The sequence below is a fragment of the Pseudomonas sp. S11P7 genome (assembly GCF_023195435.1).
In the GTDB taxonomy this organism is placed as follows: Bacteria; Pseudomonadota; Gammaproteobacteria; order Pseudomonadales; family Pseudomonadaceae; genus Aquipseudomonas; species Aquipseudomonas fluorescens_G.
In genome coordinates, this window is the sequence record NZ_JALPKS020000002.1 from 1,144,575 (window position 1) to 1,161,800 (window position 17,226).

14 protein-coding genes and 2 pseudogenes are annotated in these 17,226 nt (G+C 60.8%); 9 read left to right on the forward strand and 7 right to left on the reverse strand.

What is annotated here, in order from left to right; translation table 11 throughout:
- Window positions 1-31: 31 nt before the first annotated feature.
- Window positions 32-226 carry a DUF6316 family protein gene (locus tag M0746_RS05335; RefSeq protein WP_258448418.1) on the reverse strand — a complete coding sequence of 65 codons (195 nt, stop codon included), beginning with the start codon at window positions 224-226 and terminating at the stop codon, window positions 32-34.
- A 209-nt stretch (window positions 227-435) separates the two neighbouring features.
- Between M0746_RS05335 and M0746_RS05340 the strand changes: the two genes are divergently transcribed.
- Window positions 436-1,395 carry a DMT family transporter gene (locus tag M0746_RS05340; protein ID WP_258448419.1) on the forward strand — a complete coding sequence of 320 codons (960 nt, stop codon included), beginning with the start codon at window positions 436-438 and terminating at the stop codon, window positions 1,393-1,395.
- A 107-nt stretch (window positions 1,396-1,502) separates the two neighbouring features.
- Here the strand turns inward: M0746_RS05340 and M0746_RS05345 are convergent, their stop codons facing one another.
- On the reverse strand, window positions 1,503-2,897 hold the full coding sequence (locus M0746_RS05345) for a class II fumarate hydratase (RefSeq protein WP_093099498.1): 1,395 nt from the start codon (window positions 2,895-2,897) through the stop codon (window positions 1,503-1,505).
- A gap of 192 nt (window positions 2,898-3,089) precedes the next feature.
- Between M0746_RS05345 and M0746_RS05350 the strand changes: the two genes are divergently transcribed.
- From M0746_RS05350 to M0746_RS05380, 7 genes and pseudogenes are all read left to right on the forward strand, one after another.
- Window positions 3,090-3,605 carry a DUF2059 domain-containing protein gene (locus M0746_RS05350; RefSeq protein WP_090285089.1) on the forward strand — a complete coding sequence of 172 codons (516 nt, stop codon included), beginning with the start codon at window positions 3,090-3,092 and terminating at the stop codon, window positions 3,603-3,605.
- 12 nt (window positions 3,606-3,617) lie between these two features.
- Window positions 3,618-3,917: a BolA family protein gene (locus M0746_RS05355; protein ID WP_258448420.1), complete on the forward strand. Its 300-nt coding sequence runs from the start codon at window positions 3,618-3,620 to the stop codon at window positions 3,915-3,917.
- Between the two features lie 169 nt (window positions 3,918-4,086).
- A complete protein-coding gene (gene trhO, locus M0746_RS05360; RefSeq protein WP_258448421.1) occupies window positions 4,087-5,028 on the forward strand; it encodes an oxygen-dependent tRNA uridine(34) hydroxylase TrhO in 942 nt (313 codons plus the stop codon).
- 35 nt (window positions 5,029-5,063) lie between these two features.
- Window positions 5,064-5,666, forward strand: a complete 603-nt coding sequence (locus tag M0746_RS05365; RefSeq protein ID WP_258451440.1) for a DsbA family protein — start codon at window positions 5,064-5,066, stop codon at window positions 5,664-5,666.
- A pseudogene (locus M0746_RS05370) lies at window positions 5,659-7,484 on the forward strand (ABC transporter ATP-binding protein). Before M0746_RS05365 ends, M0746_RS05370 begins: the two are co-directional and overlap by 8 nt.
- 201 nt (window positions 7,485-7,685) lie before the next feature.
- The gene (locus M0746_RS05375) at window positions 7,686-10,145 is read left to right on the forward strand and encodes an EAL domain-containing protein (protein WP_258448422.1); all 2,460 of its coding nucleotides are present in this window, start codon (window positions 7,686-7,688) and stop codon (window positions 10,143-10,145) included.
- Window positions 10,146-10,224: 79 nt separating this feature from the next.
- Window positions 10,225-10,986 carry a TenA family transcriptional regulator gene (locus M0746_RS05380; RefSeq protein ID WP_274705957.1) on the forward strand — a complete coding sequence of 254 codons (762 nt, stop codon included), beginning with the start codon at window positions 10,225-10,227 and terminating at the stop codon, window positions 10,984-10,986.
- 137 nt (window positions 10,987-11,123) lie between these two features.
- Here the strand turns inward: M0746_RS05380 and M0746_RS05385 are convergent, their stop codons facing one another.
- From M0746_RS05385 to M0746_RS05405, 5 genes and pseudogenes are all read right to left on the reverse strand, one after another.
- Window positions 11,124-12,050 carry a GGDEF domain-containing protein gene (locus tag M0746_RS05385; protein ID WP_258448424.1) on the reverse strand — a complete coding sequence of 309 codons (927 nt, stop codon included), beginning with the start codon at window positions 12,048-12,050 and terminating at the stop codon, window positions 11,124-11,126.
- A gap of 362 nt (window positions 12,051-12,412) precedes the next feature.
- A complete protein-coding gene (locus M0746_RS05390; protein ID WP_208940254.1) occupies window positions 12,413-13,153 on the reverse strand; it encodes a YciK family oxidoreductase in 741 nt (246 codons plus the stop codon).
- A gap of 52 nt (window positions 13,154-13,205) precedes the next feature.
- Complete coding sequence (gene mupP, locus M0746_RS05395) at window positions 13,206-13,877, reverse strand: N-acetylmuramic acid 6-phosphate phosphatase MupP (RefSeq protein WP_208940255.1); 672 nt, start codon at window positions 13,875-13,877, stop codon at window positions 13,206-13,208.
- Window positions 13,878-13,881: 4 nt separating this feature from the next.
- Window positions 13,882-14,579, reverse strand: a pseudogene (gene ubiG, locus M0746_RS05400) (bifunctional 2-polyprenyl-6-hydroxyphenol methylase/3-demethylubiquinol 3-O-methyltransferase UbiG).
- Window positions 14,580-14,637: 58 nt separating this feature from the next.
- Window positions 14,638-15,972: a TRZ/ATZ family hydrolase gene (locus M0746_RS05405; protein ID WP_258448425.1), complete on the reverse strand. Its 1,335-nt coding sequence runs from the start codon at window positions 15,970-15,972 to the stop codon at window positions 14,638-14,640.
- A gap of 108 nt (window positions 15,973-16,080) precedes the next feature.
- On the opposite strand from M0746_RS05405, the gene mtnA reads away from it, so the two are divergent.
- The gene (mtnA, locus tag M0746_RS05410) at window positions 16,081-17,157 is read left to right on the forward strand and encodes an S-methyl-5-thioribose-1-phosphate isomerase (RefSeq protein WP_258448426.1); all 1,077 of its coding nucleotides are present in this window, start codon (window positions 16,081-16,083) and stop codon (window positions 17,155-17,157) included.
- Window positions 17,158-17,226 lie beyond the last annotated feature (69 nt).

Below are 17,226 nucleotides of genomic sequence, written 5' to 3' on the forward strand. Positions count from 1 at the left end.
GCTGGCTTGCCAGCGATGGGATCACCACCGCTCAGCGGTTGGAATCCAGAAGCTGCATCCGCGCGACGTAGGCCTTGATTTGCTGCTCAGCGATCTCATGACTGTCAAACGGCCCCTCCTGGGTATTTTCCCGGGTGCTGAAAAACAGTTGGCCATTGATCCGGCACACCCGGTCGCTGCGAAAACGAATGGCGGGGGCGCTGTCGGCGGCGCGCATGGCTAACATCATCGGTCTCCCTGGCGATTGGGCTCGGAGGTCTTTTGAGCTTATGCCTGAAGCACTTGGCCTGCGCGGCGAGTCGATCAACGGCAGCGCGTCAACATCATGCTGCGACCTGCACAGTTGCATTCGCGGCCTGGACGCAACTGTCCCTGTGTCACAACGCAATGCGCGCCTAGAATGGCGATTCTTGTCCGCAGGCTTTTGGGGTTCGCATGCACATTTCGTCCGGTCGCTGGGTCTATGGATTGTTCCTCGCGCTGCTGACCGCGTTGCTCTGGGGCATTCTGCCGATCAAACTCAAACAGGTGCTGCTGGTGATGGACCCGGTCACCGTGACCTGGTTTCGCCTGCTGGTGTCCGGCGGCTGTCTGTTCATTTATCTGGCCTCGGTCAAACGTCTACCCAGTCGCCAAGTCCTCGGGCCCAAGGGCGGTTGGCTAGTGTTGATGGCGGTGCTCGGGCTGGTCGGCAACTACGTGCTGTACTTGATGGGGCTCAATCTGCTTAGCCCCGGCACCGCGCAACTGGTGGTGCAGATGGGCCCGATCATGTTGCTGATCGCCAGTCTGTTTGTGTTCAAGGAACGCTTCAGCATTGGCCAGGGCATCGGTCTGCTGGTGCTGCTTATCGGCTTCGGGCTGTTTTTCAATCAGCGTCTGGCGGAGCTGTTGACCTCGTTGTCGGACTACACCGCCGGAGTCTTGCTGGTGCTACTGGCCTCGACCGTGTGGACCTTTTACGCGCTGGGCCAGAAGCAATTGCTCACGGTGTGGAATTCGCTGCAGGTGATGATGGTGATCTATCTGTTCTGCGCATTACTGCTGACACCGTGGGTGCATCCGCTTGAAGCGTTGAACCTGAGCCCGCTGCAGGGCTGGCTCTTACTGGCCTGCTGCCTGAACACCTTGATCGCCTACGGCGCATTCGCTGAAGCGCTGGCGCATTGGGAAGCGTCGCGGGTCAGTGCGACCCTGGCGATCACGCCGCTGGTGACGTTCGCGGCGGTGGCGATGGCGGCGCGGATCTGGCCGGAATATGTGCATGCCGAGCAGATCAATGCGCTGGGGTATGGCGGGGCGGTGCTGGTGGTGCTGGGCTCGGCGCTGGTGGCACTGGGGCCGTCGTTGATTGCCGGATTGAAGGCGCGGCGGGCGAAGGTTGTACCCGGCTGAGGAGCGGCAGTGCGCCATTCGCGAGCAGGCTCGCTCCCACATTGGAATGCAACTTTCCTGTGGGAGCGAGCCTGCTCGCGAAGGCGGATGATCAAGCGCTAGAAATCTCAGCCCTTGGCCCCGGCCTCGATCATGTTCTCCGGCCGCACCCAGGCATCGAACTCTTCATCAGTCAGATACCCCAACTGCAACGCCGCCTCGCGCAAGGTCAGCCCTTCGCTGTAGGCCTTCTTGGCGATTTCCGCCGATTTGTCATAACCGATGTGCGGGTTCAGCGCCGTCACCAGCATCAGCCCACGCTCCAGATGACGGGCCATGGCCTCGGCATCCGGTTCCAGCCCGGCGATGCAATGCTGCTGGAAGTTGCTGCAGCCATCGGCGAGCAGGCGGATCGATTGCAGCAGGTTGTGGATGATCACCGGTTTGTACACGTTCAACTGCAAGTGACCTTGACTGGCGGCAATGCCGATTGTCACATCGTTGCCCAATACCTGACAGGCCAGCATCGACAGCGCTTCGCACTGGGTCGGGTTGACCTTGCCCGGCATGATCGAGCTGCCTGGTTCGTTGGCCGGCAGCTTCACTTCGGCAAACCCTGCGCGCGGACCAGAGCCAAGCAGGCGCAGGTCATTGGCGATCTTCATCAGCGCCACGGCGAGGGTTTTCAGCGCGCCGGAAAGGCTCGTCAGTGGTTCGTGGCCGGCGAGGGCGGCGAACTTGTTTGGCGCGGTCACGAACGGCAGGCCGGACAGCGCCGCCAACTCTGCTGCAATCGCCTCACCAAAACCATGCGGCGAGTTCAGCCCGGTGCCGACTGCGGTGCCGCCCTGAGCCAGTTCACACACCGCCGGCAACGCGGCGCGAATGGCCCGTTCGGCGTAATCCAGTTGCGCTATGAAACCCGACAACTCCTGGCCGAAGGTGATCGGTGTCGCGTCCATCATGTGCGTGCGCCCGGTCTTCACCAGCTTCATATGGCGCGCCGCGAGTTCGGCGAGGCCACCGGACAGCTCGCTGATGGCTGGCAGCAATTGCTCCTGCACGGCTTGTGCGGTGGCGATGCTCATCGCGGTGGGGAAGCAGTCGTTGGAGCTTTGCGAGCGGTTGACGTGATCGTTCGGGTGCACCGGCGTTTTGCCGCCGCGCGGGTTGCCGGCCAGTTCGTTGGCGCGACCGGCGATCACTTCGTTGACGTTCATGTTGCTCTGGGTGCCGCTGCCGGTCTGCCAGACCACCAGCGGGAACTGGTCGTCGTGCTGGCCGTCGAGCACTTCATCGGCGGCCTGTTCGATCAGCCGGGCGATGTCGGCAGGCAGGTCGCCGTTGCGGTCATTGACCCGCGCGGCGGCTTTCTTGATCAGCGCCAGGGCGTGCAATACCGGTAGCGGCATGCGTTCCTGACCGATGGCGAAGTTGATCAGCGAGCGTTGCGTCTGAGCACCCCAGTAAGCGTCGTCCGGGACTTCGATCTGGCCCAGGCTGTCGGTTTCGATACGGCTCATCGTGCACACTCCTGTTGGTCTGTTTGCGCAGTTTAGGCCGGCATCGGCCGTGGTGGTTCCATCGACTCGATTGTTGACCGGCCGACCCGCTCAATCAAGCGCGGCAAGGCTTGGGGGTTGAGCCGCGGCAATCGTTAGGCGCAGAATGGTCGCCCTTGGGGTTTGACCTCGCTTTGCTTAAAAGGAAACTCGATGACTCGTCTTCGTGCCATCTGTACCGCGGTTGCACTGGTTTGCGCCAGCGGCCAGGTGCTTGCCGATACCGCCAGCCACAACGCCAGTGCCGAAGCCTTCCTGACCCTGGCTCACGCTGACAAACTGGGCACTCCGGTGTACATGCAAGTGCAGCAAATGTTTGCCCAGCGTTTTGAGCAGACCAAAGCCCCTGAGGCCAAGAAAGCCGTCCTCGAAACCTACCAGGCCAAGGCCAACGCCGCGCTGGACCAGGCCATTGGCTGGAACAAGCTCAAGCCCGACATGGTCAAGCTTTACACCAGCAACTTCAGCGAATCCGAGCTCAAGGACCTGGTCGCGTTCTACCAGTCGCCACTGGGCAAAAAGGTTCTGGAAAAAATGCCGCAGCTGACCCAGCAATCGGCACAGATGACCCAGGGCAAGCTGGAAAGCGCTGTGCCAGTGGTCAACAAGTTGCTCGACGACATGACCAAAGAGCTGACCCCGGCCGCTGCACCGGCCAAGAAGAAGTAAGCGGAGTTCGTGATGACCATGCAACAACGCATCGAATCGACGCTGGGCCTGCTGCAGCCTGAGCATCTGCAAGTGCTGGACGAAAGCCACATGCACAGTCGCGGGTTACAGACGCACTACAAGGCTGTGGTGGTCAGCGCGCAGTTCGAAGGCCTGAACCGGGTCAAGCGCCATCAGAAAGTCTACGGCACGCTCGGCGAGCTGATGGGCGAGTTCCATGCGTTGGCGCTGCACACCTACACCCCGCAGGAATGGGCAGAGATCGATGGCGCTCCAGCGTCGCCGACCTGTGCTGGCGGAGATCAGCGATAAGCTTCGAGCGGCAAGCTGCAAGTTAAAGGCGGATGAGTTTTGGCTTGCCGCTTGAAGCTTGGAGCTTGCCGCTGCTTTTTTGCTAGAATCCGCAACGCGCCGCTTAGCCGGCGCGTTTTTTTTGAATCCGGTTCACCCTTTGCGAGGGTAGCCACCTGGAGAAATACCCATGACACAACCGATTGTCGTGGCGGCACTGTACAAGTTCGTCACCCTCGAAGATTACGTTGACCTGCGCGAGCCACTGCTGCAAGCGATGGTCGACAACGGCATCAAAGGCACTCTGCTGATCGCCGAAGAAGGCATCAACGGCACCGTTTCCGGCACCCGCGAAGGCATCGACGGCCTGCTCGCCTGGCTGAAGAACGATCCACGCATGATCGACATCGATCACAAGGAATCGTACTGCGACGAGCAGCCGTTCTACCGCACCAAGGTCAAGCTGAAGAAAGAGATCGTCACCCTCGGCGTCGAAGGCGTCGACCCGAACAAGAAGGTCGGCACCTATGTTGAGCCGCAGGACTGGAACGCGCTGATCAGCGACCCGGAAGTCCTGCTGATCGACACGCGCAACGATTACGAAGTGGCGATCGGCACTTTCGAAGGCGCCATCGATCCGAAAACCACCAGTTTTCGCGAGATTCCCGAGTACATCAAAGAACACTTCGATCCGGCCGTGCACAAGAAGGTCGCGATGTTCTGCACCGGTGGCATCCGCTGTGAAAAAGCCTCGAGCTACATGCTCGGCGAAGGGTTCGAAGAGGTTTATCACCTCAAGGGCGGCATTCTGAAGTACCTCGAAGAGGTGCCGCAGGAAGAAACCAAATGGCAGGGCGACTGCTTCGTGTTCGACAACCGCGTGACCGTGCGCCACGACCTCAGCGAAGGCGACTACGATCAATGTCATGCCTGCCGCACTCCGGTCAGCGTTGAAGATCGTGCGTCCGAGCATTACGTGCCCGGCATCAGTTGCCCGCATTGCTGGGACAAGCTCAGCGAGAAAACCCGGCGCAGCGCCATCGACCGGCAAAAGCAGATCGAACTGGCCAAGGCACGTAACCAGCCGCACCCGATCGGCTACAACTACAAGCAAGCACCCACCGAGGCCTAACCATGTCTGCGCGCCTGCTCTATGTGATGGATCCGATGTGTTCGTGGTGCTGGGGGTTTGCTTCGGTGGCCAAGGCCTTGGTCGAGCAGGCGCAGGCCGCCGGGGTCGAGCTGCATCTGGTGGTCGGCGGCTTGCGCACCGGCAGCGGCGCGGCGCTGGAACCGACCACGCGGCGCTACATCCTCGAGCATTGGCAAGCGGTCACCGAGGCCACCGGCCAGCCGTTCAAGCTCGACGGGGCGCTGCCGGACGGTTTTGTCTACGACACTGAACCGGCCTGCCGCGCCATCGTCACGGCGCGCAGTCTGGCGCCGGATTGCGCCTGGACACTGGTCGGGCTGATCCAGCAGGCGTTTTACGCTGAAGGTCGCGATGTCACTCAGGCCAGCGTGCTGGTGGAACTCGCCGAACAGGCGGGTGTGCCGCGCATCGAGTTCGCCGCGTTGTTCGATCATGCCGATCAGCACAAGGCGACTCAGGCCGATTTCACTTGGGTGCAGGATCTGGGCATTGCCGGGTTCCCGACCCTGCTCGCCGAGCGCAACGGCCAACTGGCGTTATTGACCAATGGCTATCAACCGCTCAGCGAGCTGGCGCCGTTGCTCGGCCGCTGGCTGGAGCGCGCCGCCTGTGCCTGACCTGGGCGATGACACCTCAGACGGCAAGCGCGCCGACCGGCTGAGCTGGGCAGAAGTCCGACGCCTGGCACTTACGCACAAAAATCCCTGTGGATCGCCAACGGCGTGGCCGTGCTGGCGACCCTGTGCAGCGTGCCGATTCCGCTGTTGCTGCCGTTGCTGGTCGACGAAGTATTGCTCGGTCATGGCGATGCGGCGCTGAAAGTCATGAACCATTTTCTGCCGGGCATGTGGCAGCAAGCGGCGGGCTATATCGGCCTGATGCTGGTGGTGACGTTGACCTTGCGGTGCAGTGCGCTGTGCTTTGGCGTGTTGCAGTCGCGGCTGTTTGCGCGCTTGGCCAAGGACATCGTCTACCGCATCCGTGTGCGCCTGATCGAACGGCTGAAACGCATCTCCCTCGGCGAATACGAAAGTCTGGGCAGCGGTACGGTGACCACGCATCTGGTCACCGATCTGGACACCCTCGATAAATTCGTCGGCGAAACCCTCAGCCGCTTTCTGGTGGCGATGCTCACGCTGGTCGGCACCGCCAGCATCCTGATGTGGATGCACTGGAAGCTGGCGCTGCTGATTCTGCTGTTCAACCCGCTGGTGATCTACGCCACGGTGCAATTGGGCAAACGCGTCAAACACCTGAAGAAACTCGAGAACGACAGCACCGCGCGCTTCACCCAGGCGCTGAGCGAAACCCTCGATGCGATTCAGGAAGTGCGCGCCGGCAACCGCCAAGGCTTTTTCCTCGGGCGCCTCGGCCTGCGCGCGCAGGAAGTGCGCAACTATGCGGTCAACTCGCAATGGAAAACCGACGCCTCCAACCGCGCCAGTGGTTTGCTGTTCCAGTTCGGCATCGATATTTTCCGCGCGGCGGCGATGCTCACCGTGTTGTTTTCCGACCTGTCGATCGGGCAGATGCTCGCGGTGTTCAGTTACCTGTGGTTCATGATCGGCCCGGTCGAGCAACTGCTCAATCTGCAATACGCCTATTACGCGGCGGGCGGGGCGCTGGCGCGGATCAACGAACTGCTGGCGCGCGCCGATGAGCCGCAATACCCGGGCGGTGTCGATCCGTTCAAGGGCCGCGACACCGTCGGCATCCAGGTGCAAGGCCTGAGCTTCGGTTATGGCGATGAGCTGGTGCTGGATCAGATGAACCTGTCGATTGCGCCGGGCGAGAAGGTGGCCATTGTCGGTGCCAGCGGCGGCGGCAAAAGTACTTTGGTGCAACTGCTGCTTGGCCTGTACACGCCGCTGGCCGGGACCATCCGTTTCGGCGGCTCGACCCAGCAGGAGATCGGCCTGGAAACCGTGCGGGAAAACGTGGCTGTGGTGTTGCAGCACCCGGCGCTGTTCAACGACACGGTGCGCGCCAACCTGACCATGGGCCGCACCCGCAACGACGAAGCTTGCTGGCAGGCGCTGCAAATCGCCCAGCTTGAAGCCACTGTGCGCGCCTTGCCCAACGGCCTCGACAGCATCGTCGGGCGCTCCGGCGTGCGTCTGTCCGGCGGTCAGCGCCAGCGTCTGGCGATTGCACGGATGATCCTCGCCGAGCCAAAAGTGGTGATCCTCGACGAAGCCACCTCAGCCCTGGATGCCGCTACCGAATACAGCCTGCATCAGGCCATGGCGCGCTTCCTCAATGGCCGCACCACGCTGATCATCGCCCACCGCTTGTCGGCGGTGAAGCAAGCTGATCGCGTGTTGGTGTTCGACGGCGGTCAGATTGCTGAAGACGGTGATCATCAGCAACTGATCGCCGATGGCGGCCTCTACGCCAAGCTCTACGGTCATCTGCAGCAGATCCAGCGGCCTTGAAATTCAGCGTGGTTTCTGTGCTTAGTGCTTGAATTGCATCGAGTAAAACCACTCCAGACGCTACTTCGGACCGGCCACTTGCACGATCGACGTCGAGGACGGCAGAGCTGCCCCTTTGACATGTCGAAAATTAGCCTAGGCTGAGCTGTCAGGAGCGGGATTTTCCGGTGTTCATCTGGCAGTGCTTGCGCAAGGGATCTCATGAAGCAAAAGCGGACTCTCGGAACGCCACGGTTGTTGGGCATTGTCTGGCCATTTATTGCCGTTGTGTTGTTTCAAGCGTTGTTGGGTGGCGTCAGCCTGTATGTGCTTTCGGCCGTCCGCGGCTACGTCGCCGGGGAAAGTCTCTGGTCCAAGGGCCAGAAAGACGCCATCTATTACCTCAATCTGTATGCCGACAGCCGCGACGAGGCGATCTTTCTCAAGTATCGCGAGGCGATTGGCGTGCCGCAGGGCGGGCATCAGTTACGTCTGGCGCTGGACCGCCAGCCGCCCGATCTGGCTGCGGCGCGCGAAGGCATTCTCAAGGGTGGCAACCACCCCGATGATGTCTCAAGCCTGATCTGGCTGTATCTCAACTTCCGTCATTTCAGTTATCTGGAAACCGCCATCGATCGCTGGACGGTCGGTGATGCGTATCTGGACCAACTCGATGACGTCGCCCAGGAAATGCATCGCGGCATCTCGCAGGGTTCGGCGAGCGATGCCGACATCCAGCAGTGGAAGACGCGGATTTTCAATATCAACGATGCCGTGACCCCGGCTGCCAGGGCCTTCAGCGATGCCTTGGGCGAAGGCTCGCGGATGATCATGCGCCTGCTGCTGTTCACCAACCTGGCCACCGCGCTGGGGCTGATTGTGCTGGCGCTGTGGCGTACGCACAAATTGCTCAAGCAACGCCATGCGTTCGCCGAGGCGCTGCAACTGGAGAAGGACCGCGCGCACGTTACCCTGCATTCGATCGGCGATGGCGTCATCACCACCGACGTCAGCGGCGCCATCGATTACATGAACCCGGCGGCCGAGGCCATGACCCACTGGAAGGCCGAGCAGGCGGCGGGCCTGCCACTTTCAGCGCTGTTCAACCTGCTCGATGACAACGCCCAGGCCGAAGGTCTGACGCTGATCGAGCACATTCTCAGCGGCCAGCTCAGTGGTGGCAGCGAGCATTCTAAACTGATCCAGCGCCTGGACGGCAGCACCTTGTCGGTGACTCTGGTCGGGGCGCCGATCCGCAATGCCGGCAAGGTCAGCGGCACGGTGCTGGTGCTGCACGACATGACGCAGGAGCGCCAGTACATCGCCAATCTGTCGTGGCAGGCCACTCACGATGCGTTGACCGGGCTGGCCAACCGCCGTGAATTCGAATACCGCCTCGAACAGACGCTGCACAATCTCACACGTCAGGCCGGGCGGCATGCGCTGATGTTCCTCGACCTTGATCAATTCAAACTGGTCAACGACACCTGCGGTCATGCCGCCGGCGATGAGCTGTTGCGGCACATTTGTACGCTGCTGCAATCAGGGCTGCGCGAGGGCGACACGCTGGCGCGGCTGGGCGGTGACGAGTTCGGCATTCTGTTGGAGAACTGCGCGCCGGAAGCGGCAGAGAAGATCGCCGAGGCGCTGCGTCAGACCGTGCAGAACCTGCATTTCGTCTGGAAGGGCCGGCCCTTTCTGACCACGGTGAGTATCGGCCTGGTGCATGTGGCGCAGACTCCGACCACCCTCGAATCCTCGCTGCGCGCTGCGGATATGGCCTGCTACATGGCCAAGGAAAAGGGCCGTAATCGCGTGCAGGTCTATCACGCCGACGATTCCGAATTGTCGCTGCGCTTCGGCGAGATGGCCTGGGTGCAACGTTTGCACATGGCACTGGAGGAGAACCGCTTCTGTCTGTATGCCCAGGAAATCGCCCCGCTCAAGCCGATTGCCGGCGAGGCCGGGCACATTGAAATTCTGTTGCGGCTGCACGATGAGTCCGGGCGAATGATCTTGCCTGACAGTTTCATTCCGGCCGCCGAGCGTTATGGTTTGATGACTCAACTAGACCGTTGGGTAGTTCAGAACGTATTTAAAGTTATTGCCCAATGTATTGCTCAGGAACATCAAGGTCCATTAGCAATGTGTGCGATTAATCTGTCAGGCATTACTATAGGAGATGACGCGTTTTTGCACTTTCTGCGCGAACAGTTTGTTAACTACAACATACCGCCTGAAATGATTTGTTTTGAAATTACCGAAACCAGTGCAATTGCAAATTTAGGCAGTGCGATCCGATTTATTAATGAACTCAAAGGCTTAGGTTGCTACTTCTCGCTGGATGACTTTTGTGCCGGAATGTCTTCGTTCGCTTATTTGAAACATTTGCCTGTAGACTTCCTGAAGATCGACGGAAGTTTCGTTAAGGACATGCTGGACGACCCCATTAACCGGGCGATGGTCGAAGTGATCAATCACATCGGACATGTCATGGGTAAGCAGACGATTGCCGAGTTTGTCGAAACAACCCAGATAGAGCAGGCATTGCTTGAAATCGGTGTCGATTACGCTCAGGGTTATGTCATTGAACGCCCGCAATTGTTTACCTGTGACAGTTTGCTAAGTAGACCCGCCAGACCGCAGCCGCTGTTATTCAAAGCGCCTGGCACGTTCCGTTGAAGTCTTCTGCCGATCCGTACAATCACAACTCAAAAGGAGCCGAACAGTGATCGACACATTCAACCGAACCGGACCCCTCATGGAAGCTGCAAGTTATCCTGGCTGGGCACAACAGCTGATCAAGGATTGCAGCGAGAGCAAGCGCCGGGTTGTCGAACATGAACTTTACCTGCGCATGCGTGATAACAAGCTCAGCGCCAGAACCATGCGTCAGTACCTGATCGGGGGCTGGCCGGTGGTTGAGCAGTTTGCGTTGTACATGGCGCAAAACCTCACCAAGACCAGGTTTGCTCGCCATCCGGGCGAGGACATGGCGCGGCGCTGGCTGATGCGCAACATCCGCGTCGAGCTCAATCACGCCGATTACTGGGTGCACTGGAGTCGGGCCCATGGCGTCAGCCTGGAAGATCTGCAGGCCCAGCAGGTGCCGCCGGAATTGCACGCGTTGAGTCATTGGTGCTGGCACACCAGTTCCGCCGATTCGCTGATTGTTGCCATTGCTGCGACCAACTACGCCATTGAAGGCGCGACCGGGGAGTGGTCGGCGGTCGTCTGTTCAACCGGCGTCTACGCCGCCGCGTTCCCGGAAGAGGACCGCAAGCGCGCGATGAAGTGGCTGAAGATGCATGCCCAGTACGACGATGCGCATCCGTGGGAAGCCCTGGAAATCATCTGCACGCTGGCCGGGATGAACCCGAGCAAGGCCTTGCAGGCCGAACTGCGCCAGGCGATCTGCAAGAGCTATGACTACATGTACCTGTTCCTGGAGCGGTGCATGCAGCTTGAGACCTCGGAGCGCGTAGTGCACAACCGCGAGCGCAGGGCGGTAGTCGAGAACTGATCGGCCGCCAACCCGGGTAAAAATGTAGGAGCGAGCCTGCTCGCGATAGCGGTGTGTCATTCAATGATTGCGTTGGCTGACTCGCCGCATCGCGAGCAGGCTCACTCCTACAGTTGTTTTGGGGTGGCTGGGAGGATTCAGCCCGCCATCGCCAGGCGGTTACGCCCTTCACGCTTGGCCACGTACAACGCGCTGTCGGCGCGGCGCAGCAGACTGTCGGCCGACTCGCCCGGCAGCAATGTCGAACAACCAAGGCTCACGGTCAGTTCGATCAACTGGCCATCGGCGTAATACTCGGCAGTTTGCGTTGCGTAGCGCAGCCGTTCGCCGACCATCGCCGCGGCCTCGCGGCTGGTGTTGGACAGCAGGATTAAAAACTCTTCGCCGCCGTAACGAAACACCATGTCGACATTGCGCAACTGCGCCTTCAGGGTCGCTGCGATCGCTTTGAGCACGTTATCGCCGGCGCTGTGGCCATGGCTGTCATTGACGCGCTTGAAGTGGTCGATGTCGATCATCAGCAGCGACAGCGGTTGTTGATGACGCCGCGCCATGTCGATCTCGCGCTGCAGGGTCTGCTCCATGGCAATTCGATTGCCAGCACCGGTCAGCGGATCGCGCAGTGCGCTCTGCGTCGCCTCGCGATAGAGCAAGGCGTTGCGCATCGGATAGAGCAACGACGACAGCAGCGATTCCAGTTGGCCTTGTTCCAGTTCGTTGAAACGCTGGTTGCGGCGGAACACCACTTCGCCCAGATGCTCGCCTTCGTGGCTCAGACTGTAGCTGATCGAGTGATGGCCGCGGCTGCCAAACTCAAGGCGCAGATCGCTGCCCTGATGCGCATAAACCAAGGCGTCCAGCGGCACGAGGCGCTGAACTTCACGGAAAAACAGACCGAGGATGCGTTGCGGTTCGAGGCTGGTCTGCAGTTGCAGGCTCAGTTGCTGGCGCAGTTGCGCCAGACTGGCCGGACGCTCCAGAAGGGGAGGCACCTGACCAAAGCCCAGGCGCTGCAATTTGGCACTGTCGAAATCAATCGCATTGGTCTGGGAAGGTGATTTCATATGGCGTGAGCCCCTAAGCAGTAAGTCTGTCTTACAGGCTGGGTGAGAGCGGCTATGGGCTGCGCGTCATACTGGTCCATCAGTCCCGTAGGACATCTGGCGTAAGTCTAGTCTGCCGGATGACGATAAGTCAGCTATCGAAATCGGCGTCGCCCCATTGCCTTCACACGGCATGCTTTGAGGAACGTTAGAGCGAAACTCATGCCAATCGGTTCGCTTTAATTTAAACCGATTGAAATCAACAGGTTGAATAAAAGCCGAATGAGTTGCTGCCGGGAAATTGGCTCAATTGTGACGGTTGCCTGCGGCAAAGGTCTGCCGCGACAGCAATCTGCCGCGGCAACAAAAGCGACGTATGGCGGTTACTGCGCGTTGAACGCCTGGCCATTGATGCCTGCACTGTCCGGGCCCATCAGGTACAGGTACACCGGCATGATCTCTTCCGGCGTTGGATTGTTCAGCGGGTTTTCCCCAGGATAGGCCTGCGCGCGCATGCTGGTGCGGGTGCCGCCCGGGTTGATGCTGTTGGAGCGCACCGGCGCGACACCGTCGACCTCATCGGCCAGTGTCTGCATCAGGCCTTCGGTGGCGAACTTCGACACGCCGTACGCGCCCCAATAGGCGCGACCCTTGCGGCCAACGCTGCTGGAGGTGAACACCACCGAAGCGTCCTGCGACAGTTTGAGCAGCGGCAGCAGGGTGCTGGTCAGCATAAACATGGCGTTGACGTTGACCTGCATCACTCGCATGAAATTGTCGCCGGACAATTGTTCGATCGGCGTGCGCGGGCCGATGATCGAGGCGTTGTGCAGCAGACCGTCAAGGTGGCCGAACTCGGTTTCGATCATCGCCGCCAGCTCATCGTATTGATGGGGCAGGGCGGTTTCGAGGTTGAACGGGATTACTGCAGGTTGCGGATGGCCGGCCGCTTCGATCGCGTCGTAGACCTCGGTCAGATTGGCTTCGGTCTTGCCCAGCAGCAGCACCGTGGCGCCATGGGCGGCGTAGGTTTTCGCCGCCGCTGCGCCGATGCCGCGACCGGCACCGGTGACCAGAATGACCCGATCCTTGAGCAATTCGGGGCGAGCGGTGTAATCAAACATAAAAACCTCACAATCCATTAAAAGATCGCAGCGTTCGGCAGCTTCTGCCGGGTCAGCAGCTGCACAGCGCGCTATCAAGCACCTTGCGCAACTCCAGCGGATGGTCCACCACCACGTCCGCGCCCCAATGCCGCGGGTTGTCGTCCGGGTGAATGTAGCCGTAGGTCACCGCAGCGGTCTTGGTGCCGGCGTCGCGTCCCGACTCGATATCGCGCAGATCATCGCCAATAAACAGAACGCTCGACGGATCCAGATCAAGCATGTTGCAGGCAAGGATCAGCGGCTCCGGATCCGGCTTGCTGTTCTTCACATGATCGGGGCAGATCAGCAGCGCCGAACGCTCGGCCAACCCCAGGCGTTGCATGATCGGCTCGGCGAAACGCACCGGCTTGTTGGTGACCACGCCCCAGATCAGGTTGGCCTTTTCGATGTCAGCCAGCAACTCGGCCATGCCGTCGAACAGCTTGCTGTGTACCGCGCAGCCGACCAGATAACGCTCAAGAAACTCCTGGCGCAACGCCTCGAAGCCCGGTGATTCCGGGTCCATCGAAAAGGTCACTGCAACCATGGCTTTGGCACCACCGGAAATCTCGTCGCGGATGTGCTTGTCGTTGATCGGTGGCAAGCCGCGATCGGCACGCATGGCCTGGCAGATGGCGATGAAGTCCGGCGCCGTGTCGAGCAGGGTGCCGTCCATGTCAAAAAGAACCGCTCTGATGGCCATCGACTTATTCCTCGCGCAGGGTCTGGATCATGTAGTTGACGTCGACGTCACTGGCCAGCTTGTAGTGCTTGGTCAGCGGGTTGTACGTCAGGCCAATGATGTCCTTGACGGTCAGGCCGGCCATGCGGCTCCACGCGCCGAGTTCGGAGGGGCGAATGAATTTTTGAAGTCATGGGTGCCGCGCGGCAGCAGCTTCATGATGTATTCGGCACCGATGATGGCGAACAGGTACGCCTTCGGGTTGCGGTTGATGGTCGAGAAGAACACCTGGCCGCCAGGCTTGACCATGCGGAAGCAGGCGCGGATCACCGAGGATGGATCGGGTACGTGCTCAAGCATTTCCAGGCAAGTGACCACATCGAACTGCTCGGGCATTTCTTCAGCCAGGGCTTCGGCGGTGATCTGTCGGTATTCGACACTGACCCCGGATTCCAGCTGATGCAGTTGCGCGACCGCCAGCGGCGCTTCGCCCATGTCGATACCCATCACGGTCGCGCCGCGCTGGGCCATGGCTTCACTGAGGATGCCGCCGCCGCAACCGACGTCGAGGACTTTCTTGCCGGCCAGATTGACCCGTTCGTCGATCCAGTTGACGCGCAGCGGGTTGATGTCGTGCAGCGGTTTGAATTCGCTTTCACGGTCCCACCAGCGATGGGCCAGGGCCTCGAATTTAGCGATTTCGGCGTGGTCGACGTTACTCATGTTCAATTCCTCGAAAAACTTGAAAAAGGCTGTAGCCGCGGAGTCTGCTCCACGGTGTTTACGATTCGGTGTGGCCGCTGATGCGCTGGCCCCAGTGGCGCGCGGTTGCGCCCAGTTGCTGTTCGTCCATGCGCGTCAGACGCCGGTCGTCGAGCAATTGCTTGCCGGCGACCCACAGGTGTTTCACGCAATCGCGACCGGTGGCGTAAATAAGCTGCGAAACCGGGTCGTACACCGGTTGCTGCGCCAGGCCGGACAGATCGAAAGCCACGATGTCGGCGGCTTTGCCGATTTCCAGCGAGCCGACTTGCGCGTCGATCCCCAGTGCCCGCGCGCCGTTGAGCGTGGCCATGCGCAGCGCACGATGGGCATCCAGCGCGGTGGCCGAGCCGGCAACGGCCTTGGCCAGCAATGCGGCGGTGCGGGTTTCGCCGAGCAGGTCGAGATCGTTGTTGCTGGCGGCGCCGTCGGTGCCGACCGCGACGTTAACCCCAGCCTGCCACAAACGCTCGACCGGGCAAAAACCGCTGGCCAGTTTGAGGTTCGATTCCGGGCAGTGGATCACGCTGGTGTTGCTTTCTACCAGCAGCGCGAGGTCGTCATCGCTGATCTGGGTCATGTGCACGGCCTGGAAGCGCGGCCCGAGCAGGCCGAGGCGGCCCAGACGCGCCAGTGGCCGCTCGCCGGTTTGCTCGACGGCCTGCTGCACCTCAAAGGCAGTTTCGTGGACGTGCATGTGGATCGCGGCGTCCAGCTCCTCGGCAATCACGCGGATTTTCTCGAGGTTCTCGTCGCCGACGGTGTACGGTGCGTGAGGGCCGAAAGTAATCTTGATGCGCTCGTGATGCTTCAGATCGCCGAACAGCTCGACACCCTGACGGATCGCTTCATCGGCACTGCTGGCGCCGGGAATCGGAAAGTCGAGGATCGGTATTGCGATCTGTGCGCGAATGCCGCTGTTGTGCACACGCTCGCTGGCGACCTTGGGGTAGAAATACATGTCGGAAAAACAGCTGATGCCGCCCTTGATCTGCTCGGCAATGGCCAGATCGGTGCCGTCACGGACGAAATCTTCATCGACCCATTTGGCCTCGGCCGGCCAGATGTGATTTTCCAGCCAGGTCATCAGCGGCAGATCGTCCGCCAGGCCGCGGAACAGTGTCATCGCGGCGTGACCGTGAGCATTGATCAGGCCGGGGGCGAGCAGCACATCCGGTAATTCGCGGATTTCAGTGGCGTTACACTTCAACGCTTCGGCGCGCGGGCCGATAAACACGATGCAACCGTCGCGGATGCCCAGGCCGTGCTCCTTGAGCACGACGCCAGCAGGTTCGACGGGGACCAGCCAGGTCGGCAGCAATAACAGGTCGAGCGCAATGGCAGGTTTGGGCATCGGGAGTCGGTTCCAGTGCTTTTGTAAAGGATGGCGAAGTATACCCGAGCGTCTTCGCGGGGGGATCGCTATAATCGGCGGCTTTTGTTCATGAGTGCGGGGTGTGGGATGCGCGATCGACTGTTGGCTGCGGAGAAAGTGAAGGCCATCGATTGGCGAGACGGCGCGCTGCACCTGCTGGATCAGCGTATTTTGCCGTTCGAAGAAACCTGGATCGCCTACACCAGCGCCGCCGGCGTGGCGGAGGCGATTCGCTCGATGGTCGTGCGTGGCGCACCGGCCATCGGCATCAGCGCGGCCTATGGCATCGTGCTCGCCGCTCGCGCGCGGATCGCCGAGGGTGGCGACTGGTACGCGGCGCTGGAGGAGGACTTCGCGCTGCTGGCCGATTCCCGTCCGACCGCGGTCAATCTGTTCTGGGCGCTGGGGCGCATGCATGATCGCCTCGATCGCCTCAAAGGCAACGCCGATCCACTGGTGGCGCTGGAGGCGGAAGCCATCGCCATTCACGAGAGCGATCGCGAAGCCAACCTGACCATGGCCCAGTTGGGCGTCGACCTGATCCGCAAGCATCAAGGCAATGCCCAGGCGATTCTCACCCACTGCAACACCGGCGCTCTGGCGACCGGCGGTTTCGGCACGGCGCTGGGCGTTATCCGCGCGGCTTATATAGAAGGCATGGTCGAGCGCGTTTACGCCGATGAGACCCGTCCGTGGCTGCAAGGCTCGCGTCTGACCGCGTGGGAATTGGCCAACGAAGGCATTCCGGTAACCCTGAACGCTGACTCCGCCGCCGCGCACATCATGAAAACCAAGGGCGTGACCTGGGTCATCGTCGGCGCCGACCGCATCACCGCCAATGGCGATGTGGCGAACAAGATCGGCACCTATCAACTGGCGGTCAACGCCATGCACCACGGCGTGCGCTTCATGGTCGTGGCGCCGAGCTCGACCATCGACATGAGCCTGGCCAGCGGTGATGACATCCCGATCGAAGAGCGCGCCGGCGCCGAATTGCTCGAAGTCGGCGGCAGGCGCGTCGGCGCGGACGTTGAGGCGTTCAACCCGGTGTTTGACGTGACGCCGGCGGACCTGATCGATGCGATCGTCACCGAAAAGGGCATCGTTGAACGCCCGGACACCGCGAAAATGGCCCAGTTGATGTGCCGCAAGCGCCTGCATTGAAGGGCTGTGGCGTCTGAGCAGGGCCCATCGCTGGCAAGCCAGCTCCCACAGGTTTTGTGCCTGGCACTG